Below are 26,921 nucleotides of genomic sequence, written 5' to 3'. Positions count from 1 at the left end.
TCCCGACGATAACCCCGCAGACGCCCTCGCGCCAGCGCACGAACGGCGTGTGGGATCCCTCACGGGCCGCGCTGCCGTCATCGGGGCGGATCTGGTGGGAGACCTGGCCGGGGCCGAGGGCACAATGGGGAGGTGATCAGCACTGGGCAGAAGAACACCGACGCCAGGCATCGGGAGACCGCGATCGAGGCAGACCTGCCCCCTCGCGAACGCCTGGTCCGGGCCGCATCGCGACTGTTCTACTACGAGGGCGTACGCGCGATCGGCGTGGAGCGGCTGATCGCCGAAGCCGGGGTGACCAAGGCGACCTTCTACCGGCACTTCGCCGCCAAGGACGACCTGGTCGTGGCCTATCTGCTGACCAAGGACGCCTACTACAAGGACGTGGCCGAACCACTGGCCGCGGGCCATCCGCCCGCGGAAGCGATCGACCTGATCTTCGACGCGATCGCCGAGCACGCCCGCGAGCGCGGCTTTCGCGGATCGCCGTTCATGAACGCCGCCGCCGAGTACCCGGACGCCACGCACCCCGTCCGCGGCCTGGTGGCGACCCATCGGCACTGGATCCGCACCCTCTTCCAGGACCTGCTCGCCCAGCTCGGCCACACCGACCCCGCGTCGGCCGCCGGTGCCCTGCTGATGCTGTACGACGGCGCGATGGCAGCCGGCTACCTGGACGACTCGACGGCCGCCCACAAGACCCTGCTGGACGCGGTCCGGCTGATCCGATCGGGAGGATCGGGAGGCTGACCCGGTCGAGGGCGGGGGAACCCCGGCAGAACGTCCCCCCCGCCCCGCCCGGCGCCCGGTGGACGCCGGACCGTCAGCCGCCCGTGTAGACGTCCTCCACGTAGCGGCCGTCCGCCACCAGCCCCCGGAGCCACTCCGAGGCAGTCGACCCCTCCTTCCCGCTGTACCGGACGTACAGCCGCCGGAAGGCTTCGCGGACGCCCGGGGCCATGCGGGAGCCGTCACCGCAGACGTGGATGCGGGCGCCCGCCTCGGTCAGCCGCCAGACCTCCTCACCCTCCGCCTCGATCCGGTGCTGTACGAAGCGGACCTCGCCTTCGGGTGCCAGCGAGAAGGCGGGACGCAGGGACACGGCGCCCTCGCGCTCGGCGTCCTCCAGCTCCGCCCGGTGGAGGTAGTCCACATCCGGGTGGTCGCAGCCGAAGTAGCACAGGGCGGGCGCCAGTTCGGCTCCCGAGGCGCGCAGCGCGCGACGGTCGGCGATCGCCCCCCGGAAGGGTGCGAGGCCGGTACCCGCGCCGATCATGATGACCGGCGTCCGCTCGTCGTGCGGAATGCGGAAGGCCTCCCGGCACGGCTGTACCCGGGCGAGGATCGTGTCGCCGGGACGTACCCGGTGCAGGTACGAAGAGCCCACTCCGCGGAACACGCCGTCCCGGCCGGAGCGGTGGGGGGCTTCCAGGAGCGAGATCATCAGGTCCGCCCGCCCCGGACCTGCCGACGGGGACGAGGAGATGGAGTAGTGGCGGGGCCGCAGGGGCTCCAGCAGTTCCAGCAGTACGGGCCACGGCAGACGGCCCTGGAGCGCGGGGTGCTCCTCGACGAGGTCCACGAGGCTGCCCGGGCGGGCTCCGTCGGCGCCCGCGGCCTGTGCCGCGATCCGCTCCAGCGCGGCCTTCTCCGGCGGGCACGGGTTGTGCGCCGCGAGGACGGCCGCCTTCTCGGCCGTCACGGGGGCCTGGAGCTCGACGTACCGGGCGAGCAGTTCGCGTACGGCGACGGGGCGGTCGAGCGGCAGGGTGGTCCGGCCGGGGCGGTGGGCCCGGATGTTCAGCACCGTGCCCAGGTCGGCACCGAGGACCCGGGCTGCCCGCTCCACCTGATCGGGGTCGTTGGCCGGGAGGACGGCGAGGTGGTCGGCGGTGCGGTAGCGGACCCCCTGGGGAAGCCTGACGCGCAGGAAGCGCTTCGACCTGCCCGCCGGGTGTCCGAGGTCGGCGAGGTCCCCGGTGTGGGTCACCGTCATCGGCTGGAGGTCGTGTCGCCGGGCCAGTGCGTCGAGCGGTTCACCTGCGATCTCGACGACGTCGTACGCCGGGCCGCCGCGTGACTGCGACTCCCGTGCGGGGGCCACGGACGCCGGGTCGCCGTAGCGCTCCAGCAGGGTGCGGAGCAGGGCGGCGGTGAAGCCGCGTACCGCTCCCGCGAGGTCCCCGGAGGCGTCGGCCTCGGCACGGTCCATCAGCCGCGCCGCACCCGCCGCGGCGAGGCGGCCGTCGATGAGCGCGGGTACCTGCTGGTAGGTGGCGGCCCAGTTGCGGTCCCCGACGCCCAGGACGGCGTAGTGCACGCCTTCTGCGGCACCGGAGCCCGCCTGCGTCAGCCAGGAGACGAATCCGGCCGCGTCGTCGGTGGGCCGGCCGTTGTACGACGCGGCGACGACGACCAGCGGACCGTCGGTCGGCAGCCGGCCGTCACGGTGGTCGTCGAGGGGCGCGACACGCGTCTCGAAGCCCAGTTCCGCTGCCGTTTCGGCCAGGTCTTGCGCGTACGTGCGGCAGGTGCCGAAGTTGGATCCGTGCAGCAGCGTCAGCCTCGTACCGGGAACGGCCCGGGTGGGGGATGCCTCCGTGGCCGGCGCCGCCGTTTCGTCCCCGGGGCCGGCCGGGAGGACCGCCCCGAGGGCCGCACGGTTGCGGGAGCGGTCGGCCGGGGTGCGCCGGCCCAGGGCCAGCGTGAACCCGTCGGGCTTGAGCGTGAGCGTCTCCTTGATGCGCAGCTCGTACCGCCCGTGGTCGATGAAGCGGTAGCGGTGAACGAGCATGCCCAGCAGCATCGTTGCCTCGTGCAGGGCGAACTGCCGTCCGATGCAGGCACGTTCCCCGGTCCCGAACGGCTTGTACGCGTGCGGGGAACGGGCCGCCTCCGCCTCGGCGGAGAACCGGTTCGGGTCGAACTCCTCCACGTTGTCGCCCCACACCGGGTCGCGGTGCAGCATTGGGGTCAGCACGAGCATCCGCTGCCCGGCCTTGACCGGGTGGCGGCCGCCGATCACGGTGTCGGCGCGCGCCTCGCGCGCGAACGCGGCGGCGGTCGGCCACAGTCGCAGCGTCTCGCTCAGGACCTGGCGTACGTAGCGCAGCCTGCCGATGTCCTCGAAGGCGGGCTCGGGGTCCGGTTCGTCGCCCCACAGCGCGTCGGTCTCGGCCTGGGCCAGGTGCAGCACCGCCGGGTTCTTCATCAGGTGGTACAGCGCGAACGAAAGGGCGCCCGACGTCGTCTCGTGGCCCGCGATCAGGAACGTGATCACCTGGTTCCTGATGTTCTCCTCGTCGAGCACCTCGCCGGACCGGGGGTGCGGGGAGCCCAGCATCAGGCCCAGCAGATCGTCGGTCGAGGTGTCCCCCGAGGCTTTGCGCTGCTCGATCACCTCGTCGACGACCCGGGCCAGGTAGGCGGCGTCCGTGGCGAACGCCACGTCCTCGGCGGTGTGGTCCGCCCCGGGCACCCGGCCGAGCTTGGCCTGGCTGTGGGCGAGGGCCCGGACGAGGGCCTGGACGAACGGGTGCGCCTGCTCGCGCTCGAAGGACGCGAAGTCGTAGCCGAAGCCGGACAGGCCGATGGTGTCCAGGGTCATCCGCGTCATGTCCTCGGCGACGTCGACCGGGGCCGACACGCCGGCGCCCGCGGTGAACCGCGCGTCCCAGGAGCCGATGAGCCGCTTGGCGACCCGCAGCATGTGCGGGTGGTAGGTGCGCATCGAGGTGAGGGCGAAGGCCGGGAGCAGGATGTCGTGCGCCTTGGCCCAGTTGGGCTCGTCGTTGTACGCGGTGAACAGTCCGTCGGCGGCGACCTCGCGTACGTTTTCCAACGCCGGGCCGATGCCCTTGACGAAGCGCTGCTCGTCGGAGAGTTCCTCCACCAGCGCTGCCGAACTCACGAACACGGTCTCCCGGTCGTGGAAGCGCTGGACGAAGACCGGACCGAGCCGGCGCGCGTGGCCCATGGCCGTCTGCAGCGGGGTGCCGGTCATCCCCGAGTCGCTCACGTCGACGACCGGCACGTGCGCGTCGTCGTCGAGGGGTCCGGTGCCGGTGGTGTGCGATTCATTCATGGCGTCTGCCTCTTCTGGTCACGTCAGCCGTGTTGGGTCCACGGTGACGCGGCCGCCGGGGCGATCGCGGACGACGACTACCTATTCTTGTAGGGGTGTTTTCCGTTCCGGGCCTTGATCGGGGGCAGTCGCCGTGGCAGAGGGAGAGGGCGTGACTCAGCCGTCACGGCATGCGTTGGGCGAGGCGGCGGCGGCCTGGCGGTCGCGTTTCGTCAGCCTGTTCGACAGGGCGCCCGTGGCACTGGCGATCAGCGACGCGTACGGCCTGATCCTCGGCGCGAACCCCGCGTTCGCCTCCGCATGGCGGCTCCAGCCGGGAAAGCTGGAAGGTCGCCGGCTCCTCGACATCCTCACTCCGACCAACGACCGGCAGCTGCGCAGACTGGACGAGGCCCTGCGCTCGCGCCGCAGGTCCCGCTACCCGGTCGAGGTGAGCTGGCAGGTCCGCGGGACGGCCCGCCACGGCCGGGTCACCGTCGAACCGGTCTCCGACCCGCAGGACGACATCCCCCGCTTGCTGGTCTCGCTGACGGAGGAGACGAGCGGAGGCCGGCCCGCGCTGCCGGCGGAGGACGCGGCCGATGGCCTGAGCCCCCAGGAGGCGCGCATCCTGCCGCTCGTTGCGGCGGGGGCGTCGGGATCGGCCATCGCCCGCGAGGTGGGCCTCACCGTGGACGGGGTCAACTACCATGTGACCCGCCTCTGCCGACGGCTCGGCGTACCCAACCGCCCCGCCCTGATCGCCCGCGCCTACGTCCTGGGCCTGCTGGACCCCACGGCGTGGCCTGCGCGTGCGGCGGCGGCCGGTCCGGAGCGGCGCTGAGGCAGCGCCTGCGTGCCGTGCCGCGCACCTCAGGTGCCGGGGGCGCGGCCCTTGGGCTGGCGGGGTTCGGGGGAGTCGGGCGCGGGCGGGACGGTCAGGTCCGTCGGCGTGTCCAGGGTGAGTGCGACCCGGTTGCCGTGGTGCATCACGGTGAGGGGCGCTCCGGACAGGAGCGTGTAGCGGGCCGTCGACTGGTTCATGTCGATGCGCAGCAGCCGCTCCTGGACACGGACGTTGAAGGCCAGCCGGGTCAGCGAAGGTGGCAGACGCGGTGCGAAGCGCACCGGGGCTTGCGGTTCCCCGGCCTGCGCGGTCCCGGACGGCTGGTCCTGCGCGGTTGCGGTCGGAGCCTGTTGGAAGCGGCGCAACCCGCCGAGGCCCTGGACCAGCGCGATCCAGGTGCCGGCGAGCGAGGCCATGTGGAGGCCGTCCCGCGTGTTGTGTTCGAGGTCGTCCAGGTCCATCAGCGCCGCCTCGCGGGTATAGGCCCAGGCGAGGCGCAGGTGGCCGGTCTCGGCGGCGAGCACGGCCTGGCAGCAGGCGGAGAGGGAGGAGTCCCTGACCGTCAGCTGCTCGTAGTAGGCGAAGTTGCGGACCTTCTCCTCGGCGGTGAACTCGTCCGGGCACGTGAACATGGCCAGGACCAGATCCGCCTGTTTGACGACCTGCTTGCGGTACAGGTCGAAGTACGGGAAGTGCAGCAGCAGCGGGTACTGGTCCTCGGAGGTGCCGTCGAAGTCCCAGGGTTCCTGGTCGGTGAAGCCGTCGGCCTGCTCGTGCACCTGGAGCCGCCGGTTGTAGGGGATGGCCGTCCGCGCGGCGGTGTTGCGCCAGTCCGCGATCTCCTCGGCGCTGACGCCGAGGTCCGGTGCCCGGTCCGGGTGGCGCGAGACGGCGTCCGCCGCGGCGAGGAGGTTCCGCCGGGCCATGGCGTTGGTGTAGAGGTTGTCGCGTGCGATGGCGCTGTACTCGTCGGGGCCGGTGACCCCGTCGATGTGGAAGACGCCGTCGGCGTCGAAGTGGCCCAGCGAGCGCCAGAGCCGGGCGGTGTGCACCAGCAGGTCGAGTCCGGGGCCGCGGTAGAACTCCCGGTCACCGGTGGCGAACACGTACCGCTCGACGGCCGCGGCGATGTCGGCGTTGACGTGGAAGGCGACGGTCCCGGCGGGCCAGTAGCCGGAACACTCGGCGCCGTTGATCGTACGCCAGGGGAAGGCCGCCCCTTCCAGGCCGAGTTGACGGGCGCGTTCCAGCGCGCGGGGGAGCGTGGAATGCCGCCAGGCGAGGGCGGAGGCGACGGTGTACGGCGCGGTGTGCGTGAGGACGGGCAGGACGAAGGACTCGGTGTCCCAGAAGGCGTGGCCGTCGTAGCCGGTGCCCGTGAGGCCCTTGGCCGGGATGGGGCGCCGCTCGCCGCGCGCGGAGGCCTGGTAGAGGTGGAAGAGGCCGAACCGGACGGCCTGCTGGACCTCTTCGTCGCCCTCCACCTCGACGTCGGCACTGGACCAGAACTCGTCCAGGCAGGCCCGCTGTGCGTCGAGCAGCCCCTGCCACCCGGTGGTGCGGGCCCCCGCCAGGCCGCCCTCCACCTGGTCGCGTACGGCGGGCAGGGAGCGCTGCGCGGACCAGCCGTAGGTCACGAACTTGACGAGTTCGAGCCGTTGCCCGGGTTCGAGGGTGGCGGTCACGGTCAGGCGGGCGACGTCCGGTTCGCTCTCGGCGGACCATGCGGTGCCGTCGGGGCCCTCCACGATGTGGTCGGCCGCCACCGCGACGCGCTGCCCGCTGGTGGCCGTGCAGTGGATGAGGCGCAGCCGCGTGCCGTGCGCGTAGTGCTCCTCGGGGAGCAGCGGGGAGTCGATGGCGGCGGCCATGCGCGGGTCGCCGGAGGCCGTGGGCAGCTGCTCGTTGGCGACGAGCTCGGACTGCACGGCGATGGTGGCCGGACCGTTGACGGTCTCGACGCTGTACGAGATCGCCGCGACGGCCCGCTGCGCGAGGGAGACCACGCGGTGCGAGGTCAGGCGTACCGTCCGGCCGGAGGGCGTGGTCCACTCCGCGGACCGGCTCAGGACACCGGTGCGGAAGTCCAGGACGCGTTCGTGCGAGAGGAGTTCGCCGTAGCGCAGGTCGAAGGGGTGGTCGTCGACGAGCAGCCGGATGACCTTGCCGTCGGTGACGTTGACGATCGTCTGCCCGGACTCGGGATACCCGTACCCGGCCTCGGCGTAGGGCAGCGGGTGGCTCGCGTAGACGCTGTTGAGGTAGGAGCCCGGCAGGCCGTGGGGCTCGCCCTCGTCGAGGTTGCCGCGCCAGCCGAGATGGCCGTTGGACTGGGCGAACACGGATTCGCTCTGCGCGAGGACGTCGAGGTCGAGGGTCGTCTCACGCAGCTGCCAGGGCTCGGTCGCGAAGTTCTCGTGAGTGATCATCCGCGGTCCAGCAGCTCGGAGAGATCGGTGACGACGACATCGGCCCCGTGCGCACGCAGTTCGGCCGCCTGGCCGGTGCGGTCGACGCCGACGACGAAACCGAAGCCGCCCGCCCGGCCGGCGGCCACACCGGCCAGCGCGTCCTCGAACACGGCGGCATCGCGCGGGTCGGCGGCGAAGAGCCGGGCGGCCGCCAGGTAGCTGTCGGGGGAGGGCTTGCCGCGCAGTCCCTGCTCGGCGATGGTGATGCCGTCGACACGGTCTTCGAAGAGGTCCTCGATGCCGGCGGCTACCAGTACGTCGCGGCAGTTGGCACTGGAGGAGACGACGGCGCGGCGCAGGCCCGCGTCGCGTACGGCGCGCACGTAGGCCACGGAGCCCTCGTAGGACTCCACCCCCTGCTCGTGGATCGCACGGAGCACCAGGTCGTTCTTGCGCGTGCCCAGGCCGTGGACCGTCTCCTGCCCGGGGCCGTCACTCGCCGTGCCCTCGGGCAGCGTGATGTCACGGGAGGCGAGGAAGGTGCGTACGCCGTCCTCGCGTGGGCGGCCGTCCACGTACTCGTCGTAGTCGTGCACGGCGTCGAAGGGCACGAAGGGCGACCCGTCGCGGTCGGCCCGCCGGCGCAGGTAGTCGTCGAACATCGTTTTCCAGGCGGCCGCGTGGACCTTCGCGGTCCGGGTGAGCACGCCGTCGAGGTCGAAGAGGCAGGCGCGGACGTGGTCGGGGAGTCCCAGCATGCCGTCGAGGCTAGGAGGATGCGGCCGCCGGCGGGCAGTACGGCGCTCGTGGGACGGGCGCCGTACCCCGCGCGGCTGAGGGGGTGTGGCGTTCGGAGCAACGCGCCCGTCGCCTCACCGGCCGCCGGACCGGTGCCGTTCGGGCAGGTGCCACCGGTAGGGGGCGACGAGGGAGGTGATGGCCTCGGGCCCCCAGGATCCGGGAGCGTACGGGACGACGGGTGGAGGCGCGTCCAGCAGCGGCGAGGAGACCTCCCACAGGCGTTCGATGCCGTCGGAGCGGGTGAACAGGGACTGGTCGCCGAGCATGGCCTGGAGGATGAGGTGCTCGTACGCCTCGAGGGCGTTCTCGGTGGTGAAGGAGCTGCGGTAGGTGAAGACCATGTCGGCTTCCGCGAGCTGCATGGCGGGGCCGGGTTCCTTGGCGAGGAAACGGGCGGTGATGGAGCCGGGGTCGTCGAAGTCGATGACGAGCTCGTTGGCGCGGCCGTCCGCCGCCTCCCGGGCGTCCAGGGGGAACATGCTCAGTACGGGCTCGCGCAGGCCCAGGGTGACGACGTGCCGGCCCTCGGCCAGCGCCTTGCCCGAGCGCAGGTGGAAGGGGACGCCGGCCCACCGCCAGTTGTCGATGTCGACGCGCAGCGCGACGAAGGTCTCGGTGTCCGAGTCCGGATCGACCCCCGGCTCGACGCGGTAGCCGGTGTACTGGCCGCGTACGACCTGGGCGGGGTCCAGGAGCCGCATGCTGCGGAACACCTTGACCTGCTCGTCCCGCAGCGACTGCGCTTCGAGGGCGACGGGCGGTTCCATCGCCACGAACCCGAGCAGCTGGAACAGGTGCGTGACGACCATGTCGCGGAAGGTCCCGGTGCCCTCGAAGAAATGGGCGCGGCCCTGGATGTCGATCTGCTCGGGCACGTCGATCTGCACGTGACTGATGTGCTCGCGGTTCCAGAGCGGCTCGACGAGACCGTTGGCGAACCGCAGGGCGAGGATGTTGTCCACCGCCTCCTTGCCGAGGAAGTGGTCGATGCGGAACACCCGGGACTCGTCGAACACGGCGTGGACGGCCGCGTTGAGCGCGCGGGCGGACGCGAGGTCCGTCCCGAACGGCTTCTCGACGATCACACGCGCGTCCCGGGCCAGCCCCGTGGCCCCCAGCAGCGCGATGACGGACGTGAACGCCACGGGTGGGACGGCGAGGTGGAACAGCCGCCGCGGAGTGCCGCCGACGGCCCGCTCGGCCTCGCGCACCGCCGTCACCAGTGGCTCGGTCGCGTCCGTGTCGGCCGCACCGAAGGACAGCGCGGCCTCGAACGCCTGCCACGCGGGGCCCTCGGGGCGCGAGCGGCCGAACTCCGCCACGGCCTGGCGCGCGTGGGCGCGGAACTGCTCGTCGCTCAGGGCCTCGGCCGCCGGGGCCGAGCCGACGATGCGGTAGCGGTCCGGCAGCAGCCCCGCCTGGGCGAGGTGGAACAGGCCCGGCAGCAGTTTGCGCCTGGCCAGGTCACCCGTCGCGCCGAAGAGGACGACGACGTGGTCCGCCGGGCGCGGCCCGGGCTGCGGAGTGCCGGACTCGGAATCCCGGTCCATGGCGGGCCCCCTCACGCGTCCGCGCCGGGGCGCTTCTCGGCGTGGCCGCCGAACTCGCTGCGCATCGCGGACAGCACCTTGGCGGTGAACTCGCCGAGCCCCCTGGACTCGTAGCGCTCGTAGAGGGAGGCGCTGATCACCGGGGCGGGCACGCTCTCCTCGATGGCCGCCAGCACGGTCCAGCGCCCTTCCCCGGAGTCGGACACGCGGCCCGAGAAGTCGTCCAGCTGCGGGGAGCGGGCCAGGGCGTCGGCGGTGAGGTCGACCAGCCACGAGCCGACGACCGAACCGCGGCGCCACACCTCGGCGACTTCGGCCACGTCGATCTCGTACCGGTAGGCCTCGGGATCGGACAGGGGAGCGGTCTCGGCATCGGCGGTACGCGTACGAAGGCCCGCGTCGGCGTGCTTGATGATGGCGAGGCCCTCGGCGATGGCGGCCATCATCCCGTACTCCACGCCGTTGTGGACCATCTTCACGAAGTGACCGGCGCCGCTGGGCCCGCAGTGGAGGTAGCCGTGCGGCGCGGTTCCGTCGGTCCGGGTCCGGCTGGGGGTGGGCTCGGCGCTGCCGGTGCCGGGCGCGATGGTGCGGAAGATGGGGGCGAGCCGTTCCACGGGACCCCGCTCGCCGCCGATCATGAGGCAGTAGCCGCGCTCCAGGCCCCAGACACCGCCCGAGGTGCCGCAGTCGACGTAGTGGATGCCGTGCGCGGTGAGGTCCCGGGCCCGGGCGATGTCGTCCCGGTAGTAGGAGTTGCCCCCGTCGATGACCGTGTCGTCGGGGTCCAGGAGCCCGACCAGCCGGTCCAGGGTCTCCTGGACCACGCCCGCCGGCACCATGAGCCACACGGCGCGGGGCCGTTCCAGCCGCTCGACGAGCTCCTCCAGCGAGAAGGCCGGCGTCGCACCCTCCCCCTCCAGCGCCCGCACGGCGTCGGGGCTGACGTCGTTGACGACGCAGCGGTGACCGTCCTGCATGAGCCGGCGCACCAGGTTGGCACCCATCCGGCCCAGTCCGACCATTCCGAGCTGCATGGGTGCGTCCGATGCCATCGCCGTGCTCCCGTTCTCGCGTTCCTCGGCCACGAGCCCGCACCACGCAGCACGCGCCCGCCGCGTGCGCGGCACGCCCGCGCCACTTTCCCCGCTCCGCGCCCACTGTGCCCGCCCCCCACGACCCCGGCACCCGGGACTCCGCCACTCGGCCCTGCCGGTGCTCTCGGGGGGCGGTCCGCTGTGCTCCGTCCGGGAGGTCAGCGCGTGACGCGGAGGGTCGTGCCCACGGTGACCTGGTCGATGTCCGTCGTGCGGATCGTGACGTCCAGGTTCCACGTGCCGGCCATGGGGAGCCGGAGGTCGTACGTGGCCCAATAGCCCTGCCGGTTCGTGAGCTTGGCGTCGAGGGGGCCGATTCCCCGGTCGCGCTGGGTGAGGGCGAGCCGTAGCTCGGGGACGCTGGAGATGCCGCCGTCCGGGGTGAAGACCACCGCTTCCACCGTGTTCTCGCCGACGTGGCCCGGCGCCAGCGTGATCTGCACCGTGCCCCGGTGGTTCGCCGTCCCCATGTCGAACGGGACCGTGACCACCTTCACCGCCGGTTCCTGCGCGGCGGGTGCGGCGGTGGTCCCGGCGGCGCGGCTCGGCTGGGTACCGGTGAGCAGGGTGGAGATCACCAGGACGACGGCACCGACGGCGGCCTCGACCCCCACGGTGCGGCGCAGGCGACGGCGACACCCCGAGGCGTCGACGGCCGCAGGCTCGCTGTCGATGCGAGTGGCCGTAGCGCGAGAGGCCGTAGCCTCCTCGCCGCTGCCCGTGCCGGCTTCGTTCGGTGCACTCGGTGCGCCCACGGTCTGCGGGACGCGCACCTGCTCGAGTTCGATGGCAGCCGGCGACCCCTCGCCCGTCAGGCGGGCGGTCCACCGTCGGGAGAGAGCCGCCACGCACAGCACCAGGACCACTGCGGCGACCTTGAGGACGAGGGTCCTGCCGTACGACGTGGTGGAGAGGGCCGTCCAGGAGCCCACCTGCCGCCAGGACTGGTAGACCCCGGTGCCGACCAGAACCACCACGGCGGCGAAGGCCAGCGATGAGAAGCGCCGGACGGCGGAAGCCGGGATCTCACGGCTGTCGGGCCCCCGGTTGCGCAGGGCGGTCAACAGAGTGATCAGGCCGCCCAGCCACACGGCCATGGCCAGCAGGTGCAGCACGGCGACGGGGATGGCGAGGGGGACCTGGATGCCGGCGGATGCGTGCTCGGCGGCAGCCCAGGTGAGGGCCGAGCCCAGGGCGAGGGCCGATGCGGCGACGAGCCGCGGGCGGACGCCGAGTCGTACGGGCTTCTGCCGCATCAGCACGGCGGCGAGGGCGAGCAGTACGAGGCGTGCGGCCAGGGCGGTCCCCGGTCTCCCCGTGAGCGTCCGGCCCAGCAGGGACAGGTCGAGCGCCGACGACAGGGGCCCGCCCGTCTCGTACGGGCCGCGCAGCAGGAGCAGGGCCACCGTCGACGCCGCCAGGGCCGCCCAGCCGGCACCCACCAGCCGGCGCAGCGGACGGTCTCCGCTCGCCGCCGGCCAGCAGACGAGGGCGAACGCCGTGGCTCCGACGAGCAGCGCCAGGCCGCTGTAGGCGACGTAGCGGAAGAAGCCGTACAGGCGGCTGGCCGCTGTGTCGTCCGGGGAGGTCTTCGCCACCACCGCGGTGGTGGCGGACGGCTTCCCGACGGAGAAGGTGAAAGCGCCGGAGATGGGGTGGCCGTCGGCGGAGACCACCCGCCAGGCCACGGTGTAGGTGCCCTGCGCCAGGTTCCCCGGCAGCTCCACCCGGGCCGTGTTCTCCCGGTCGTCCGCATGCTGCGCGGGGCGCGGGTTCACGCGGTCACTGGCGGGCGACAGTACGCGCAGGGATCCGTCGGGGAAGCTGACGGACTCGGTGAACGTGAGCGTGACCTGCTTCGGTGCGGCGTTGAGCACGGCGCCGTCCGCGGGGTCGGAGCCGCTGAGGCCGGCATGCGCGAGGGCGGGCGCGGCACCGCCGAGGACCAGGGCGCACAGGGCGGAGAGAAGCGTCAGGACGGTTGCGGACATCCTCGCGAGGCTCGCTCCGCTGGGCATGAAGGGCGGCCTCCGGGTCGGTCGTCAACGGCGGCATCGCCGCCCGCACCGGGCAGGGACGGGGCCCTGCCGCAGTGGTGGACGATAGACCGGCTGACCAGGAGGCAGCCCGGGTTGCGCAACTTCCGCTAAAGGCCGCCGCCTTGCGTGCGGCCGGAGCCCGCCTCCTGTAGGGGTCCGGCCGGCCGCGGCCGTCTCCTTCCGTGTCAGGCCGTGGCCGGCGCAGTGGTCTCCGGAGGCTCAGGGGCCTCGCCGGGGAGCGCGGCCCCGGTTTCGGCGCCGGGAAGGGGGATGCGGTGCAGCCCCCTGCGGTCGTAGAGGCGCGTGACGGCGAAGCCGAAGACCAGCGCGGCGACGAGGGCGACGCCCATCGAGGCCCAGGCCCGGGCCAGGCCCGCGTCGGCCTGGGCTCCGTAGTAGAGGAGGGAGCGCAGACCCTCGGTGATCTGGCGCAGCGGCTCGAACTCGGCGAGCGCGCGGAAGAACCCGGGCAGCGCCTGGACGGGCACGGTGGCGCCGGAGGAGGGTACCGCCATCGCGACGAAGACGATGGTGGCCAGCAGCATGCCGGGCGTGCCGAAGGCGGCGAACAGGGCCAGGCTTCCGATGCCGACCACCGCGATGGTGGCGACCGAGTACAGCCACAGCAGGCCGAGGTGGGAGGCGTCCATGTCGAGGATGCCGACCGTGGCGACCTCGACCAGGGTGCCCATCACCAGTGACAGGCCGAGCATGAGTGCCATGCCGATGGCCAGGGTGCGCACGCGGCTGGTGTGCTGAACGGGTTCGCGCTTGCGGAAGGGGCCGAAGTCGGTGTGCAGGTAGCCGAGCGCGGTGTCGACCTGGGAGTTGACCACGTTGGCGCCGAGCATGCCGCAGACGACCAGGACCAGTGCGTAGTAGAAGGCGCTCAGGCCCATGGCGCTGCGGGAGCCGACGGGGTGGCCGTCGGCGACGTTCACGGTCACCGGGTCGGCCAGCTTGAGCTGGGCAGCCGTCGGGAGCGGGGTCTTCTGGGCTCCGGCCTGCTTGAGGAGTTCCTGCCCGAGCTGGGCGGAGGCGGCGTGGGCGGCCTTCTGGGCGGCCTGGGAGGACATGGAGGAGCCGATGCTGCCCGCTGCCTGGTTGGTCAGCACGGTCAGGGTCGGCGGGGCGGCCTTGCCCGGGGACGCGGGCTGCGGGGCGGTGAGCCCGGCCACCGTGGCGGAGTAGTCGCTCGGTATGACGAGGGCGCCGAAGACCTTGCCCCGGCCCAGGCGCCTGTCGGCCTCCTCACGGCTGACGACCTGCCAGTCGATGCTCTTGTCGCCCTTGGCGGCCTTCTGGATGCCGGAGACGATCTGCTCGCCCAGGTTGACGCGGCGGCCGTTGACGTCCGCGCCGCTGTCGGTGTTGACGAGGGCCACGGGCAGGTCGCGCAGGTTGCCCCTGGGGTTGACGTTGCCGCCGACGTAGAGCAGGGCGAACAGCATCGAGACCACCGCGGCGATGAGTCCCGTTCCGATCCACAGCTGGGGTCGGCGGAGCACGGAGGGGGGTGTGGGCTGAGGCATCGATTCTCCGGTGCGGCTGCGTTCCTAAGCTGGATACTTATGGTATCCAGCTACTGGATAGTGGCAGTATCTTGCTGTGGTGTCCAATCGCCGATGACGGATACCGGACCGCATGACCAGCAGGGAAGCCGCATGAAGATCTCGGAGCTCAGCCGGCGGACCGGCGTGCCGGTCGCCAGCATCAAGTACTTCCTTCGGCAGGGACTGCTGCCCGCAGGGCGGGCGACGGCCGCGACCCTGGCCGAGTACGGGGAGGAGCACGTGCAGCGGCTGCGGCTGATCAAGGCGCTGACCACGCTCGGCGGCCTCTCCATCGCCGCCACCCGTGAGGTGCTCGGGGCGGTCGACCAGGCCCACAGTTCCGAGAGCGCCCTCGGAGCGGTCAGCTACGCGCTCCCGGTGCCGGTGGCGGCCCAGCGCGCCGCGGGCCACGACGAGGAGGCCGGGGCCGACGCGGCCGCCGGTGCCGAGGTGGCGGAGCTGCTCGCGACCCTGGACTGGCAGGCGCCCGTCACCTCACCGCACGTGAAGGGGCTGACGGCGGCGCTGGAGGAGCTGCGCCGGCTGGACGCCCAGTACGCCCCGGGCGAACTCGCCGCCTACGCGCGACTGGCCGAGTCGGTGGCCCGCCTGGACCTGGAGCGCGCAGCCGGCCTCGACGACCCGGTGGCCCTGGCCGAGCGGGCGGTCATCGTCTTCGCGATCTGCGCCCCGGTCTTCGAGCTGCTGCGGCGTCTCGCCCAGGAGGACCAGGTCCGGCGCCGGGTCGCGGGCGGTGCCGGCGACGGCGGCGGTGGGGACGTGGCGCCACGGTAGCGTTCACCGGCTCACGAGGGGCCGTCGCCGGCCTGGAGCAGGACCGTCGTCCAGACGTACGGGCCCACGGACCGGACCTGGCCCCGGACGGTGCATCCGTCGGGGAGGAGTCCCGGAGCGGGCGTCAGACACAGCCCGCTGCCGTTGCCGGGCCCGGGTTCCGGGACGACCTCCAGGTCGTGGAAGACGGGCTCGCGGGAGAGGGCCAGGGCGGTGGCCGCCTTGTAGAAGGCCTCCTTCGCCGAGAACATCACCGTGAGGAGCCGTCCGCCCGCGTCGCCGGCGGCCACCAGGGCGCGCTCCGGTGGTGTGCAGACGAGCCCGGCGGTCTCCGGTGACAGCCGGCCGACGCGTTCGATGTCCACGCCCACGGCGAACACGTCCGTCCGGGTGGTGGCCAGGCAGGTGGCGACCGCGCCGCGGCAGTGGCTGATGGAACCCCGCACCCCCGCCGGGAAGCGGGGGCGCCGGGCCTCGCGCAGCACCGGCCCCGACCGGCCCAGCAGCCGCAGGGCGTCGGCCGCCGCGGCGCGCCCCGCGGCGAAGTCGCGGCAGCGGGCCGGTGAGCCACCCCGCATCAGGGCCCGCTCCGCCGGGTGCATGCCGCCCCCGTCCCTGTCCCCGTACGCATGCCCGTACCCTTCCGCGCCCGACAGGCGCAGGACGGCGATCACGTCCCGCGCGGGGCGCACCGCCAGGACCGGGGGCCGCGTGTTCCTCAAGGAGGGGCCGCCCGTGCCTCCAAAGTGACAAATTCCGTCCATCCGGCAGTCCCTCCCCTCGCTTTTATCGGGCTTTCATGGCGGCGCCCCACCATCAGGACTCCAGGCAGAGCGAGGAGGAGGTCCATGTCCAGAGGGTGCACGATCCCATCACGCAGGCACGCTCCACGACGGACCGTCGGCGGGTTCGAGCCCGAGCTCGTCCCGGAGCATGGCCGTGAGCGCCTGGAAGGCGCTGCGCGCCTCACCGCGTCGACCCGACTCCCGCAGGGACTCGATCAGCGAGTGGTGGAACCACTCGTTGAAGGGGTGCGCGGCGACCAGGTCCCGCAGTTCGGGTACGAGGTGGATGTGGCGGCCGCGCCGCATCTCCGCCTCGACGCGCACCTGGTGGGCCCGTACGCGCAGCTCTTCCAGGTACTGGACGTGACCGGTGAGGACCCGCCCCGGCCGCACCGTCGCCAGGGCGCGGCCCTGCCACAGCGCCAGCCCCTCACGGCAGGCTGCGGCGGCCTCGTCCGGCCGGTCCCGGGCGAGCAGCCGTTCGCTTTCCCGCAGGAGCCGGGTGAACCGTGTGGCGTCCAGCTGCTCGGGGTCGATGTCCAGGAGATAGCCGGACCGGCCGGTGCGCAACAGCCGTTGGGCGGGGAACTCCAGGACCTCGTCGAGCTGGCGGCGCAGATGGTAGACGTGCGTGCGCAGGGTGCTGAGCGCCCAGCGCGGGGGCCGCTCCTCCCACAGCTCGTCGACGAACGTGTCGACCTCCACCACCTGGCCCGCTCGCAGCAGGAGCAGGGCCATCACCTTGTTCACCATCGGGCCGCGCAGGGTGTGAGGGGTGGTGCCCGTGGAGACGCCGAGAGCTCCGAGCACCGAGAAACAGATCTGGCCGGCCACTGCTGCCCGCACCTCCGTCAGTCCGCCGGCGACACCGTGCGCATCGCCGTTCACCGGCTGGAATACAAGCACGCACGCGGGTCGTGTCCGGCGGCTCTGTCCCGCAAGAAGCGCATGGCTGCGCCTAAAGAGACATCCGTACAGAAGGTGGAATCATGACCGAATCGTCGCAGGTGCTCATCGTCGGAGCGGGCCCGGTGGGGCTCGTGACGGGGATCGAACTCCTCAGGCGCGGTGTGCCGGTGCGCGTCGTCGACCGCTCCGAGCGCCCCAACCCCCACTCCAAGGCGATCGCTCTGTGGCCACGGGGCATCGAGGCCCTGGCCCGCTTCGGTGCCGCGGACGAACTGCACCGGCGCGGCGTGGTGTTGCGCGCACAGAACTACCACTCGCAGGGGGAGCGGGTCGCCCGTCTGGCGTTCGGCGGAATGCGCCGCACGCGCTACCCGTACGCCCTGTCGATTCCGCAGCAGGAGACGGAGGCGGTCCTGCGGGACACCTTCCGAGGGCTGGGCGGGACGATCGAGTTCGGGACGTCCCTGACCTCCTTCACCCAGGACGGCGCCGGGGTGAACGCCGAGCTGGAGACGGCGCAGGGCCGGGTGACGGAACGCGTCGGCTGGCTCGTCGGCTGCGACGGCGCGCACAGCAGGGTGCGCGAGGTGCTGGGAGTGCCCTTCCGGGGCAGTTCGTACCCGCAGCAGTTCCTGCTCACGGACGGTCCGGTCCGTACCTCGCTGGCCCACGACGAGGTCCACTACTTCATGTCGGCCGCCGGCGTGCTGGTGGTGGTGGGGCTGCCGAACGGCATGTACCGCACGTTCGTGAGCGCAGCGCCCGACCTTGCGGTGGACGACGCCCGGGATGCCGTGCAGCGCGCCGCCTCCGAGCGGTGCCCGGTGCCGATCGAGCTCCTCGGTGAGCAGCGCGCCGGGGTCTTCCGGGTGCACCGCAAGGTGGCCGACCGGCTGCGGGCCGGCCGGGTGCTGCTGGCGGGTGACGCCGCGCACATCCACAGCCCGGCGGGCGGTCAGGGCCTGAACACCGGTATCGAGGACGCGGCTTCACTGGCCTGGCGCCTCGCAGGGGTGCGCGAGGGCCGGTGGGGCGATGAGGCGCTGGCGCAGTGGGAGGAGGAGCGGCTCAGGGTCGCGCGGGCCGTGGTCGGCGACACCGACCTGCAGACGCGGATGTGGATGATGAGCGGCTGGCGTGCGCGGGCCCGGGACGCGGCGCTGGGGGCCGCGGGACGCAGCGGTGTCCTGAACCGGGTCGTGGTACCGCGCCAGGCGCAGTTGTCGTTCGCCCACCCGGGGCCGCGGCAGCAGGCCGGCCATCTGCGGACCGGGATGCGGCTGCCGGACGTACCGCTCGACGCGGAGCGTGGGCGCTGGCTGCGGGACGAGCTGGGCGCCCCGGCGCCGCTGCTGCTGCTGTTCCCCGGAACGGGCAGGCACCGCAGGGACGTCCAGGGCGTGGCCGACATCTTTCGGAAGGCGCACGAAAGCCTTCGCGTCACGGTGATTTCCGATACGAACAATATCGGCCACTCGTTGTTGCGGCTGAGTCGCCCGTGTGCCGTTCTCGTACGGCCCGACGGGACGGTCGCTGCGCTGGTCGATCCGTTCCGTGACGAACTCCACTCCGAAGTCCGGCATTTGACCGGGCAAACCGCCGCGGTGCGGTAGTTAGGATGACACGGTGCTTCTTTCAGAGTTTTCGCAATTACCGCTCCCTGCCGTTCTGTTCGCCGACGGAGTATTCGCCCATCCCGAGGGGAAGACCGTCCAGGGGGTGATCCGGCACAGTACGGTGCTCCGCCCCGTGGCGGTCGTCGACCGCTCCCACCCCCACCCGACCTCGGCATCCGTACTGCCGGGTACCGACATCCCGGTCGTCGGGTCGGTCGCCGAGGCCATGAAATACGGCCCCGAGGCGCTGGTGGTGGCGCTGACCGAGTCCGATTTCGGTGAGTCGCTGGACGGCAAGTTCCTGCACACGCCGAGAGATCCCGGCGACCTGCCGGACCTCTGGTGGGACGAGATACGCACCGCTGTTCGCGGTGGCCTCCACGTCATTTCCTGTCTCCATGTGCAGCTGCTCGAAACGGAACTTGCCGGGATGCTCTCGGAAGGGCAGCGCATTGTCGACGTGAGGCGTCCGCACGACGTGCTGCCCAAGTATTCCGGACGGGTCGCCCGGAGACGCGCCAAACTGATTCACGTCGCGGGCAGCGACTGTGTCGTCGGAAAGCGCACCACCGCTCTCCAGATACACCGGGAAGCCCTTTCCCGCAAGATCGACTCCGGCTATGTGGGAACCGGTCAGACCTGCCTGCTCGCCGGATGCACCGAAGGCGCGATCATCGACCGGACACCGGTCTTCCAGGCGGCCGGTCTCGTCGAGCATCTGGTCCAGCAGGCGGACGCCCGCCACGATCTGCTGATCATCAAGGGCCAGGCGTCCGTCATGCACCCGGCGTTCGGCGGTCTGGCGAGCGCGATCCTCCAGGGTTCACAGCCCGACGCGGTCGTGTTCGCGCACGACGCCGAGCGCGCGTCGCGCTACCACTGGGACCATCTGCCCCTGGCCGACCTGGAGACGGAGATCCGCACGGTGGAAGCCCTCGGCCGCGCCCCCGTCGTGGCCATCGCCACCCGCGGCCGGGACAGCGTGCGCCGGCTCCGCCATCTGGGACTCCCCGTCGCCGACGTCCTCGACGGTGACGGTGCGGCGGTCCTGCTGGACGCGGCCGAGGCCGTGTGGTCCGGTCCCCAGGGCGCCGACAGGGCGGGGGCGGTGCGGTGAGCGTGGAGGTGGTGCTGCGCGCGGTGGCCGCCTTCGCCGAGTGCCCGACCTGGGACACGGCCGACGGAACGCTGCTGTGGGTCGACATGAACCGCAGCGAGGTGCACCGGTTGCGCCCCTCGGACGGCGCCGACACGGTCCTCCGCTTCGAACAGCCCGTCGCCGCCGCCAAACCCCGGGCCGGCGGCGGCCTGGTACTCAGCATGCGCGACGGGGTGGCGGCGTGCGAGCCTGACGGTTCGCTGCGCCCGCTCGCCGACTGGTCGGCCGAAGGGGTACGGGGCAACGACGCCGGCGTCGATGCGCGCGGCCGCCTCTGGGTCGGCACCATGGCGGGGCCGTCCGCTCCGGGCTGGCTGGGCCGGGTCTCCCTCCAGGGCGTGACGCACCGGGCCCTCTCGGGCACCCGCCTGAGCAACGGCATCGCCTGGAGCCCGGACGGCCGGCGGATGTACTTCGTCGACACCCCCACGTGCCGCATCGACGTGCTCGACTACGACCTGTCCACGGGGGAGGCCTCCAGCGCGCGTCCGTTCGCCGAACTGACCGGCACGGCAGGCGTGCCCGACGGGCTGTGCGTCGACACCGACGGCGGCGTGTGGGTGGCCCTCTTCCGCGGCGGCGCGGTCCGCCGCTACACGCCCCGGGGCACGCTCGACCGGGAGATCCGTTTCCCCGCCGCGCTCACCACGGCGTGCGGCTTCGGCGGGACGGACCTGACCGACCTCTACGTCACCACGGCGCGGCGTGCGCCCGAACACGACGAACCGCTCGCAGGCAGCGTCTTCGTCGTGCCCGGTGCCGGCCAGGGGCTTCCGCCCACGGCGTTCGCCGGCTGAGGACGCTCACGGGGCGGCCGTCGTACGGCCGGGCTCCGTCCGCGCGCCGGCTGCGGCGGCCGCGCCGGGCGAGAGGGCGAAGGCCTGGGAGACCTGGACCAGCCACCGCACATCGGCGGAGAAGTCCAGGTCGTCCGGGCTCATCACCGGCACGGGTACGGCGTCGTCCGCCCGGTCCTCGCTCCCGTCGTGCCCGGGCCGCGCCGCGAGGGCGGCCGCGATGCGCGCCGCCTCCCACCGCGCCCGCTCCTCCTCGCTCCCGTCGGGCCCCGGAGCGGGAGCCAGTGCGGGGGAGACCTGCCCGCCCAGGGCCAGGCAGCCGTCCCTGATCTCGATCACCCGCCGGTGCAGGCGGAATCGCAGGTCCCAGAGGGCGAACAGGTCGCTGCGGGGAGCGGGCTGCAGGGACGTCTCGGGATGGGCCCGGTACAGGGCGTACCAGAGCGGGCGCAGCCGGCGGAAGCGGCGGTAGTCGGCCCACCAGGCCTGTACCGCCTGCACCCGCGGGCCCCACAACGGCGCCGTCCATCCGATGGTGTTCAGGGTCAGCCCCACCGTCAGGCAGGTCCGGGTGACGTTCGCCCAGGCGGACGGGTCCCATCCGCGGTGCACGAGGAACACGTCGGCGAACCGCCCCAGGGAGTAGACGAGGTCGAGGCACGCACCGACCGCCGCGGTCCGCAGTCCGCGCCGTACCCAGACGTCCTCGGTCAGCCGGGCGTAGAACCAGCACGCCTTCGCCACCACGGCCTTCCCGAGGGCGAAGGCCGTGAGGTAGACGACCTGGTAGGCCACGAAGTACGGCTGTTCCCGCGGGTGTACGAAATTGTTCCGGGGGTGCCCGTGCAGCAGGGCGAGCTCGAACAGGACGGCCATCGCCAACGGCACGCAGGCCAGCAGGGCCAGCCGGCGGCGCGCGCGGACGCGCGCCTCTTCCCTCGGGTGCAGCCAGTGGATGAGCAGCACCTGCTGGCAGGCGATCGCCGCGATGATCCACATCTGGACGGACACGTTGTACCAGGTGACCGTGCCGAAGAGCTTTCCGGTCAGGTGGGCGGGGGTGGACATGGCGAGGTACATGCCCTGGCAGCCGAACGACGCGCACAGGGCGACGAGCGCCGGTTCCCGTCCGCGCCGCAGGACCGGCGGGAGGGTACGGGCGAACGCCAGCCAGCAGACCAGCGCGCCCAGCGGGTAGCGGAGACTGTTCACGTCCGGTCCCGGCGGCGCCAGTCGAGGGAGCCCTGGATGCGGCCGAGCACCCCGTCCGCCTCGGCGGCGGCGGTTCCGGGCTGCGAGCGCAGGCCTTCACCGAGGAGGAAAGCCATCACCTCCGCCTCCCGCTCCTGGGTGTCGGAGTAGTTGTCCCGGCACAGCAGGTCCTGTACCAGCGAGGGGTCGAGGTCCGGGAAGAGCGTGGCGACGGCCGGCGAGTCGGCGGCGCCGCTGCGGTGGCCGCACAGCATGTGCGCCAGCTCGTGGGCGATGATGTGCTCCTGGTGGTGCCGGCTGGTGTGCTGCTCGTAGACGACGTAGTCGGCGTCCGAGAAGGCCAGCCACAGCCCGCACGGACCGGACGCGTCCAGGGGCATGGGCAGGAGGTGGATGGGCCGGCCCCGGGAGCCGCTGAGGTGGTCGCACAGGGTCATGAGGTCGTAGGACCCGGGCAGTCCGAAGGAGGCCAGGCGCTGCCGGCTCTCGCGGCGCAGTGCCTGGAGGTCGGAGCGGCGCCGGTGTCGCTGCAGGAATCGCATGGGCGGTCTATTCCCCGGCACCCGCCGTGCCGCCGGTGTCTCTGCCCTCCGGGTCTTCCGTGGTCGCGTCGCCGCGGCCCGCCTGTCCGCGGGAGGAAGCCGCGGAGTGCAGCAGACTGACCTCGCGGATGATGCGGGCCAGGTGCTTGCGGCCGGAGTCGTCCATGCTCATGGCCCGCAGCGCGATGTCACGGACCTCGGCGTTGCCCATGGCCGAGGCGATGGCGAGCTGTGCGTCGACCCGCTCGGCGGTGTCGTCGTCGAAGAAGTACGCGGCAGGCACGCGGAAGAACGCCGCCAGCGCCTCCAGATGCCGCTTGGTGGGGTTGTCGCGCTGTCCGGTGCGCAGCTGCCAGACGTACGTCTTGGAGAACGTGCCGCCGCTCAGTTCGCTGCAGCCGCGCGCGACCTCCTCGTACGTGTACTCCCGGCCGTTGGTGCGGATGGTCCTGAAGAGTTTGTCGACCTTGTCGGCCAAGGGGGGCATCAACACTCCTTCTCGTCCGCCAGCGTGAACCAGCAGGGTGATGGCGCCCCATCGTAGTTGACAGCCCGCAGGCCCGCACCTACGGTCGGATCGTTAGCTGAGATGAACAAGCGGGTGCATGCCGGCAGCCGTCAGCAGTCGGCCGGTCGGTACGGGGGCCCGATTCGGGGAGGCTTGGGTGGGAAACATCTCTGTGCGGGACCACGGCCATGCGCACCGTGCGCCGGACTGCGCGGATCCCGCGCCGGACGGGCCCGGTCCACGGCTGCGCAGTGCGGCCGCCGACGTCCTGGCCCGCTACGCAGAAGCCCTGAAGGCCGAGGGCCATCCGCTCGTGGAGCTCCCCGAACTGTGGCGGGACACCCGGGCCCGGGCCGCGCTGCTCCTCGCGGAGTGCGCCGGCGCCCTCGACGCGACCGCCCGGCCCCGTACGTGCGGACATCTGGACCGTGTACGGCCGGCGGAGGCGTCCTTCCACGAGCTCGGCGCCCGGTGGGCCGCGGCGGAGATCGGGCTCGCCGACTGCCTGTCCGCCCTGGACCGGCTCACGGAAGCCCTCGTCGCCGCCGTGGCCACAGCGGGCCGGGAGCCCGGCGCCGCACACGCGCAGGACATCGTGCGCCGGGTGTCCGCCCGCCACACCCGGGCCGCGGCGCACGGCTACGAGACCCGGCTGCGGGCACACCGGCCGGCCCCCGGCGACGACTGCTGCGGCCGTCTGGCCCGCGACGTCCACGACCACCTGGGCGGCAGCCTCGCCCTGGCCTTCCGTCACCTGGAGCTCCACCGGCTCAAGGCCCGGACCGCAGGCGCGGACGATCCGGGAACGGAGCGGCACCTCGCGGCGATCCACGACGCACTGCAGGAGGCCACCGCCCTCACCCGCGGCCTGGTGACCGGACTGCGCGACACCCACAGCACCGCGCAGGACGGCCTCGAGGAATCGCTGCGCCGGCACGCGGACCGGCTCAACCTGGCCGGCCTTCCCCTGCGGCTGACGGTGGAGGGCGACGCGACGCGGGTGCCGCCCGCCCACCGCCGGGAGATCGTCCTCGTCGTCGGGGAGTTCCTGCGCAACTCCTTCGCCCACGCCGATCCGCAGGCCGTCACGATCGGTGTACGGATCTCACGCCACCGCGTCGAGGTCCAGGCCACCGACGACGGGCGCGGCTTCCGGTACGACGTGCACCGCGAACACCGGGGCGGGCTGACGGCCATGCGCGAGCGGGTGGCACAGATGGGCGGGCGCAGCCTGCTGCTCAGCGCTCCGCGAAAGGGCACCCGGCTGCTGCTGTGGGTGCCGCTGACCAGCGGCCACGGGCCGCACCCGGGGGAGACATGGAACTCATTCGCATCCTGATAGCCGACGATCACACCCTGCTGCGTGACGCGCTGGCGGAACTCCTCGACGCAGAGGACGACTTCGACGTGGTGGCCGTGGCCGGCAACGCCGCCGAGACCGTGCGGCTGGCCGCCGAACTCCGGCCCCACGTACTCCTCCTGGACATCGAAATGCCGGGCAACCAGGACCCGGCCACCACCGTCCGGCACCTGCGCCGGGCCGCGCCCGAGACCCACGTGATGGTGCTGACCATGCACGACGACCCGGGGCTGGTCCAGGCGCTGCTGCCGCTCGGCATCCGCGGTTTCCTGCACAAGACCGTGAGCCACCAGTCGCTGGCCGGCACGGTGCGCGACGTGTGCGCCGGCGGCAGCCGGGTCACCATCTCGCTCTCCGCCCGGAGTCTGGCCGCTCCCGCACCCGTGGACAACGCGCCGCTGTCGGTCCGTGAGACGCAGGTCATGGAGCTCGCCGCCAGCGGACTGAGCAACTACCGCATCGCGCGCCGGCTCGACATCGCCGAGGGGACCGTGAAGCGCCACATGCGCAACATCTTCGACAAGCTGGACGCGGGGTCCCGCGTGGAGGCGGCCAACAAGGCGGTGGAGCGCGGCCTGATCGCTCCTCCCGTGACCGCTCCCCGCGGCGGGGTACGGGACACCCGCCGCCTGCCGGACGTCGTACTGCGGGGCGCGCACGGCCTGCCGGAAGCCGCCCTGCGGTAGATCCGGGCCGGTTGCCGGTTGCCGGTCGCCGGTCGCCGGCAGCCCGCCCCGGGCGCCGGACGCGCACCGGACACCGGGCGGCGCGCGCCGCCTCCGCGGCCGCGCGCCCGGCACGGCCGCGGAAAGGCACACGCGAGCGCCGCGGACGGCTCAGATGCCCATGCCGATGCCGCCGCCCACGGGCAGGACCGCGCCGGTCACGTACCCGGCCTGCTCCGAGGCGAGGAAGCGGACCGCCGCGGCGACCTCTTCGGCCGTACCGGGCCGGCCGAGCGGAGTCATCCCCATGACCTCCTTCATCCGCCGCTCGGTCAGCCCGCTCGTCATGTCCGTGTCGATGATCCCCGGCGCGACCAGGTTCACGGTGATGCCACGGGAGCCCAGTTCCCAGGCCACCGAGCGGGCGAAGCCCAGCAGTGCGGTCTTCGCCGCGGCGTAGTTGGTCTGCCCCGGGGAGCCCAGGAACCCCAGCGCGGACGACACCAGCACGATCCGGCCCCGGCGGGCGGCGAGCATGCCGCTCGCCGCGGCCCGCACCGTACGGAACACGCCCTTCAGGTTCGTCTCCAGCACCTCGTCGAACGTGGCGTCGTCCATGCGCAGCAGCAGGGTGTCCCGGGTGATGCCCGCATTGGCCACCAGCACCTCCACGGGACCCTGTTGCTGCGCGACGGCGGCGAAGGCGGCCCTGACCGAGGCCTCGTCGGTCACGTCGCAGCGCACCCCGAGAAGGCCGTCCGGTGGCGTCCCGGTCCGGTGGCCGACCGCCACCCGGTCGCCGTCGGCGGCCAGGGCCCGCGCCACGGCCAGACCGATCCCCCTGTTGCCGCCAGTGACGAAGACGGAACGTGACATGTGTTTTTCTCCTTCTGGGACACCGGGCGCCCGCCCGGTCTCGTGAACGGCGCGAAGGTCATCGCGCCGGGGACTCCACCAGCAGGCACGACCAGGTGAAGCCGGCCCCCGCGCTGAAGACGAGGGCGCTGGACCCGGGCTCGGGCAGGCCCCGGGCCACCAGGTCGGCGAGTCCCGCGACCGCGTCGCCCGCACCCAGATGTCCGGTCTCCCGGCCGAGGTCGAGCAGTTGTGCCCCGCCCACCAGCTCCGCCAGGACCGGGATCCACGACTCGGCCAGCGTCTTGGCACCGAACCGGGGCAGCACGACATGGGTCAGACGCGGGTCGCGTCCGTCCATGCCGCCGTCGGCCAGCGCCTGCGAGACGACCGTGCGGATGGCCCGGCGGTTGGAGGAGGTGAACGGCAGCGTTCCGTAAGTGCGCAGGTAGGCCCGTTTGGTGGCGCGCATGTCGACCTGGTCGCGATGTCCGCGGGCGACCGGCGAGAAGGGGTCCGTACCGCGGTGCATCTCCTCCAGCAGGGGGTCCGCGATCGTCGCGACCGACCGCAGCAGCAGCACGTCGCCGTCCGCCGCAGGCCGGCGGAGCAGCACGGCCGTACCCGCGTCGCCGTACGCCACCCCGAAGTCGCCCGCCCAGCGGTCGAAGCCGGGCTCGGCGAAGCGGTCTCCCGTCGTCACCAAGCCCAGCCGTGGCCGCGCCGCGGGGGCGGGGTCCGACGAGGCCAGCCACGCCATCACCAGCCCCATGGCGGCGGCGCCGCCGTTGCACACCTGCTGGATGCCCACCGGCAGGGCCCGCAGGGCGTCGAGGCGGCGGGCGACGTAGTGGGCGGGCGACCACAGGTCGTGCCCCTGGTAGTACATCCACGCGTGCGCCAGCACATCCAGCTCGTCCGCTTCCAGGCCCGCCGCCTCCAACACCCCGCGGGCCGCGAGGACCGCGGCGTCGGGCGGGGCGACGGCCCGCGCGTCCGGAACGCTCTCATGGCCGAGGGCCGCCGCGTCGCGCTCGCGCAACCGCCCCGCGGCGACCGCGTCCGAGGCGCGGGACCGCCCCTCGGGCAGCCACAGCCCGGCCGTCACTATCCCCACCGGCTCGGTCGGTCTCATCCCCCGCACCACCTGTCCGCACATCGGGTCGTCTTCATCGCCGGAATGCTCGGGCGCCCCGATGAAAGTGCGGGCAAAAACCGGCCGGAAACCTCCGCATCCGCTGCGGAACACCTCCATGGGCAGACGGCACGGACCCGGCGGAGGCACCGCCCATGTCACTTTCGGAGTGCTTGCCGCTGCCTCCGGCCCTGGGATTGGCTGGTTCAAGCCGCACCGGGG

The 26,921-nt window shown here is 72.7% G+C and carries 22 protein-coding genes; 8 read left to right on the top strand and 14 right to left on the bottom strand.

The features are described from left to right. Positions 1-132: 132 nt before the first annotated feature. Positions 133-750 carry a TetR/AcrR family transcriptional regulator gene (locus tag AB5J51_RS07410; protein WP_369777213.1) on the top strand — a complete coding sequence of 206 codons (618 nt, stop codon included), beginning with the start codon at positions 133-135 and terminating at the stop codon, positions 748-750. A 73-nt stretch (positions 751-823) separates the two neighbouring features. On the opposite strand, the gene AB5J51_RS07405 is transcribed toward AB5J51_RS07410, so the two are convergent. After that, positions 824-4,084, bottom strand: coding sequence for a cytochrome P450 (locus AB5J51_RS07405; RefSeq protein WP_369777212.1), 3,261 nt, complete (start codon positions 4,082-4,084; stop codon positions 824-826). A 151-nt stretch (positions 4,085-4,235) separates the two neighbouring features. On the opposite strand from AB5J51_RS07405, the gene AB5J51_RS07400 reads away from it, so the two are divergent. Then, entirely contained in the window at positions 4,236-4,907 is a 672-nt protein-coding gene (locus tag AB5J51_RS07400) for a LuxR C-terminal-related transcriptional regulator (protein ID WP_369777211.1), read from the top strand. 29 nt (positions 4,908-4,936) lie between these two features. On the opposite strand, the gene AB5J51_RS07395 is transcribed toward AB5J51_RS07400, so the two are convergent. The 6 genes from AB5J51_RS07395 to AB5J51_RS07370 form a co-directional block, all read right to left on the bottom strand. Next, positions 4,937-7,339: a glycoside hydrolase family 65 protein gene (locus tag AB5J51_RS07395; protein ID WP_369777210.1), complete on the bottom strand. Its 2,403-nt coding sequence runs from the start codon at positions 7,337-7,339 to the stop codon at positions 4,937-4,939. Further along, positions 7,336-8,079, bottom strand: coding sequence for a beta-phosphoglucomutase family hydrolase (locus AB5J51_RS07390; RefSeq protein WP_136226406.1), 744 nt, complete (start codon positions 8,077-8,079; stop codon positions 7,336-7,338). Before AB5J51_RS07390 ends, AB5J51_RS07395 begins: the two co-directional genes overlap by 4 nt. Positions 8,080-8,193: 114 nt before the next feature. Next, positions 8,194-9,672 (bottom strand): glucose-6-phosphate dehydrogenase, encoded by a 1,479-nt coding sequence (gene zwf, locus AB5J51_RS07385; protein WP_369777209.1) that lies wholly within the window; start codon positions 9,670-9,672, stop codon positions 8,194-8,196. Between the two features lie 11 nt (positions 9,673-9,683). Further along, positions 9,684-10,727, bottom strand: coding sequence for a phosphogluconate dehydrogenase (NAD(+)-dependent, decarboxylating) (gnd, locus tag AB5J51_RS07380; protein ID WP_053790145.1), 1,044 nt, complete (start codon positions 10,725-10,727; stop codon positions 9,684-9,686). A gap of 200 nt (positions 10,728-10,927) precedes the next feature. Next, positions 10,928-12,760 carry a copper resistance CopC/CopD family protein gene (locus tag AB5J51_RS07375; protein ID WP_369777208.1) on the bottom strand — a complete coding sequence of 611 codons (1,833 nt, stop codon included), beginning with the start codon at positions 12,758-12,760 and terminating at the stop codon, positions 10,928-10,930. A 233-nt stretch (positions 12,761-12,993) separates the two neighbouring features. Further along, positions 12,994-14,340, bottom strand: coding sequence for a YhgE/Pip domain-containing protein (locus AB5J51_RS07370; RefSeq protein WP_369777207.1), 1,347 nt, complete (start codon positions 14,338-14,340; stop codon positions 12,994-12,996). 132 nt (positions 14,341-14,472) lie between these two features. On the opposite strand from AB5J51_RS07370, the gene AB5J51_RS07365 reads away from it, so the two are divergent. Beyond that, positions 14,473-15,156, top strand: coding sequence for a MerR family transcriptional regulator (locus AB5J51_RS07365; RefSeq protein ID WP_369777206.1), 684 nt, complete (start codon positions 14,473-14,475; stop codon positions 15,154-15,156). 11 nt (positions 15,157-15,167) lie between these two features. Here AB5J51_RS07365 and AB5J51_RS07360 read toward each other — a convergent pair whose 3' ends face one another. Then, the gene (locus AB5J51_RS07360; protein WP_369777205.1) at positions 15,168-15,878 is read right to left on the bottom strand and encodes a 4'-phosphopantetheinyl transferase superfamily protein; all 711 of its coding nucleotides are present in this window, start codon (positions 15,876-15,878) and stop codon (positions 15,168-15,170) included. 150 nt (positions 15,879-16,028) lie between these two features. After that, positions 16,029-16,829: a BTAD domain-containing putative transcriptional regulator gene (locus tag AB5J51_RS07355; protein WP_369777204.1), complete on the bottom strand. Its 801-nt coding sequence runs from the start codon at positions 16,827-16,829 to the stop codon at positions 16,029-16,031. Positions 16,830-16,930: 101 nt separating this feature from the next. Between AB5J51_RS07355 and AB5J51_RS07350 the strand changes: the two genes are divergently transcribed. From AB5J51_RS07350 to AB5J51_RS07340, 3 genes are read left to right on the top strand one after another with little or no spacing between them, the layout of a single operon-like run. Continuing rightward, positions 16,931-18,463, top strand: a complete 1,533-nt coding sequence (locus AB5J51_RS07350) for an FAD-dependent oxidoreductase (protein ID WP_369777203.1) — start codon at positions 16,931-16,933, stop codon at positions 18,461-18,463. A gap of 13 nt (positions 18,464-18,476) precedes the next feature. Further along, complete coding sequence (locus AB5J51_RS07345) at positions 18,477-19,583, top strand: DUF1611 domain-containing protein (protein WP_369777202.1); 1,107 nt, start codon at positions 18,477-18,479, stop codon at positions 19,581-19,583. Then, on the top strand, positions 19,580-20,422 hold the full coding sequence (locus AB5J51_RS07340) for an SMP-30/gluconolactonase/LRE family protein (RefSeq protein ID WP_053790129.1): 843 nt from the start codon (positions 19,580-19,582) through the stop codon (positions 20,420-20,422). The genes AB5J51_RS07345 and AB5J51_RS07340 overlap by 4 nt, the downstream gene beginning before the upstream one ends. Before the next feature lie 6 nt (positions 20,423-20,428). On the opposite strand, the gene AB5J51_RS07335 is transcribed toward AB5J51_RS07340, so the two are convergent. From AB5J51_RS07335 to AB5J51_RS07325, 3 genes are read right to left on the bottom strand one after another with little or no spacing between them, the layout of a single operon-like run. After that, complete coding sequence (locus AB5J51_RS07335; RefSeq protein WP_136226399.1) at positions 20,429-21,634, bottom strand: MAB_1171c family putative transporter; 1,206 nt, start codon at positions 21,632-21,634, stop codon at positions 20,429-20,431. Further along, entirely contained in the window at positions 21,631-22,176 is a 546-nt protein-coding gene (locus AB5J51_RS07330) for a toxin (protein WP_053790127.1), read from the bottom strand. The genes AB5J51_RS07335 and AB5J51_RS07330 overlap by 4 nt, the downstream gene beginning before the upstream one ends. Positions 22,177-22,183: 7 nt before the next feature. After that, positions 22,184-22,663, bottom strand: a complete 480-nt coding sequence (locus AB5J51_RS07325; protein ID WP_053790126.1) for a helix-turn-helix domain-containing protein — start codon at positions 22,661-22,663, stop codon at positions 22,184-22,186. Between the two features lie 178 nt (positions 22,664-22,841). On the opposite strand from AB5J51_RS07325, the gene AB5J51_RS07320 reads away from it, so the two are divergent. Further along, the gene (locus AB5J51_RS07320) at positions 22,842-24,023 is read left to right on the top strand and encodes a sensor histidine kinase (RefSeq protein ID WP_369777201.1); all 1,182 of its coding nucleotides are present in this window, start codon (positions 22,842-22,844) and stop codon (positions 24,021-24,023) included. Next, complete coding sequence (locus AB5J51_RS07315; protein WP_369777200.1) at positions 24,002-24,730, top strand: response regulator; 729 nt, start codon at positions 24,002-24,004, stop codon at positions 24,728-24,730. The genes AB5J51_RS07320 and AB5J51_RS07315 overlap by 22 nt, the downstream gene beginning before the upstream one ends. A 150-nt stretch (positions 24,731-24,880) precedes the next feature. Here AB5J51_RS07315 and fabG read toward each other — a convergent pair whose 3' ends face one another. Next, the gene (fabG, locus tag AB5J51_RS07310) at positions 24,881-25,585 is read right to left on the bottom strand and encodes a 3-oxoacyl-ACP reductase FabG (protein WP_053790124.1); all 705 of its coding nucleotides are present in this window, start codon (positions 25,583-25,585) and stop codon (positions 24,881-24,883) included. Positions 25,586-25,643: 58 nt separating this feature from the next. Then, on the bottom strand, positions 25,644-26,699 hold the full coding sequence (locus tag AB5J51_RS07305) for a ketoacyl-ACP synthase III family protein (protein ID WP_136226396.1): 1,056 nt from the start codon (positions 26,697-26,699) through the stop codon (positions 25,644-25,646). Positions 26,700-26,921: the final 222 nt, after the last annotated feature.

The organism is Streptomyces sp. R33, assembly GCF_041200175.1.
Taxonomy (GTDB): Bacteria; Actinomycetota; Actinomycetes; order Streptomycetales; family Streptomycetaceae; genus Streptomyces; species Streptomyces katrae_B.
Note: the sequence above shows the minus strand (reverse complement) of the source record. Positions and strands in the feature narration are given on the sequence as shown.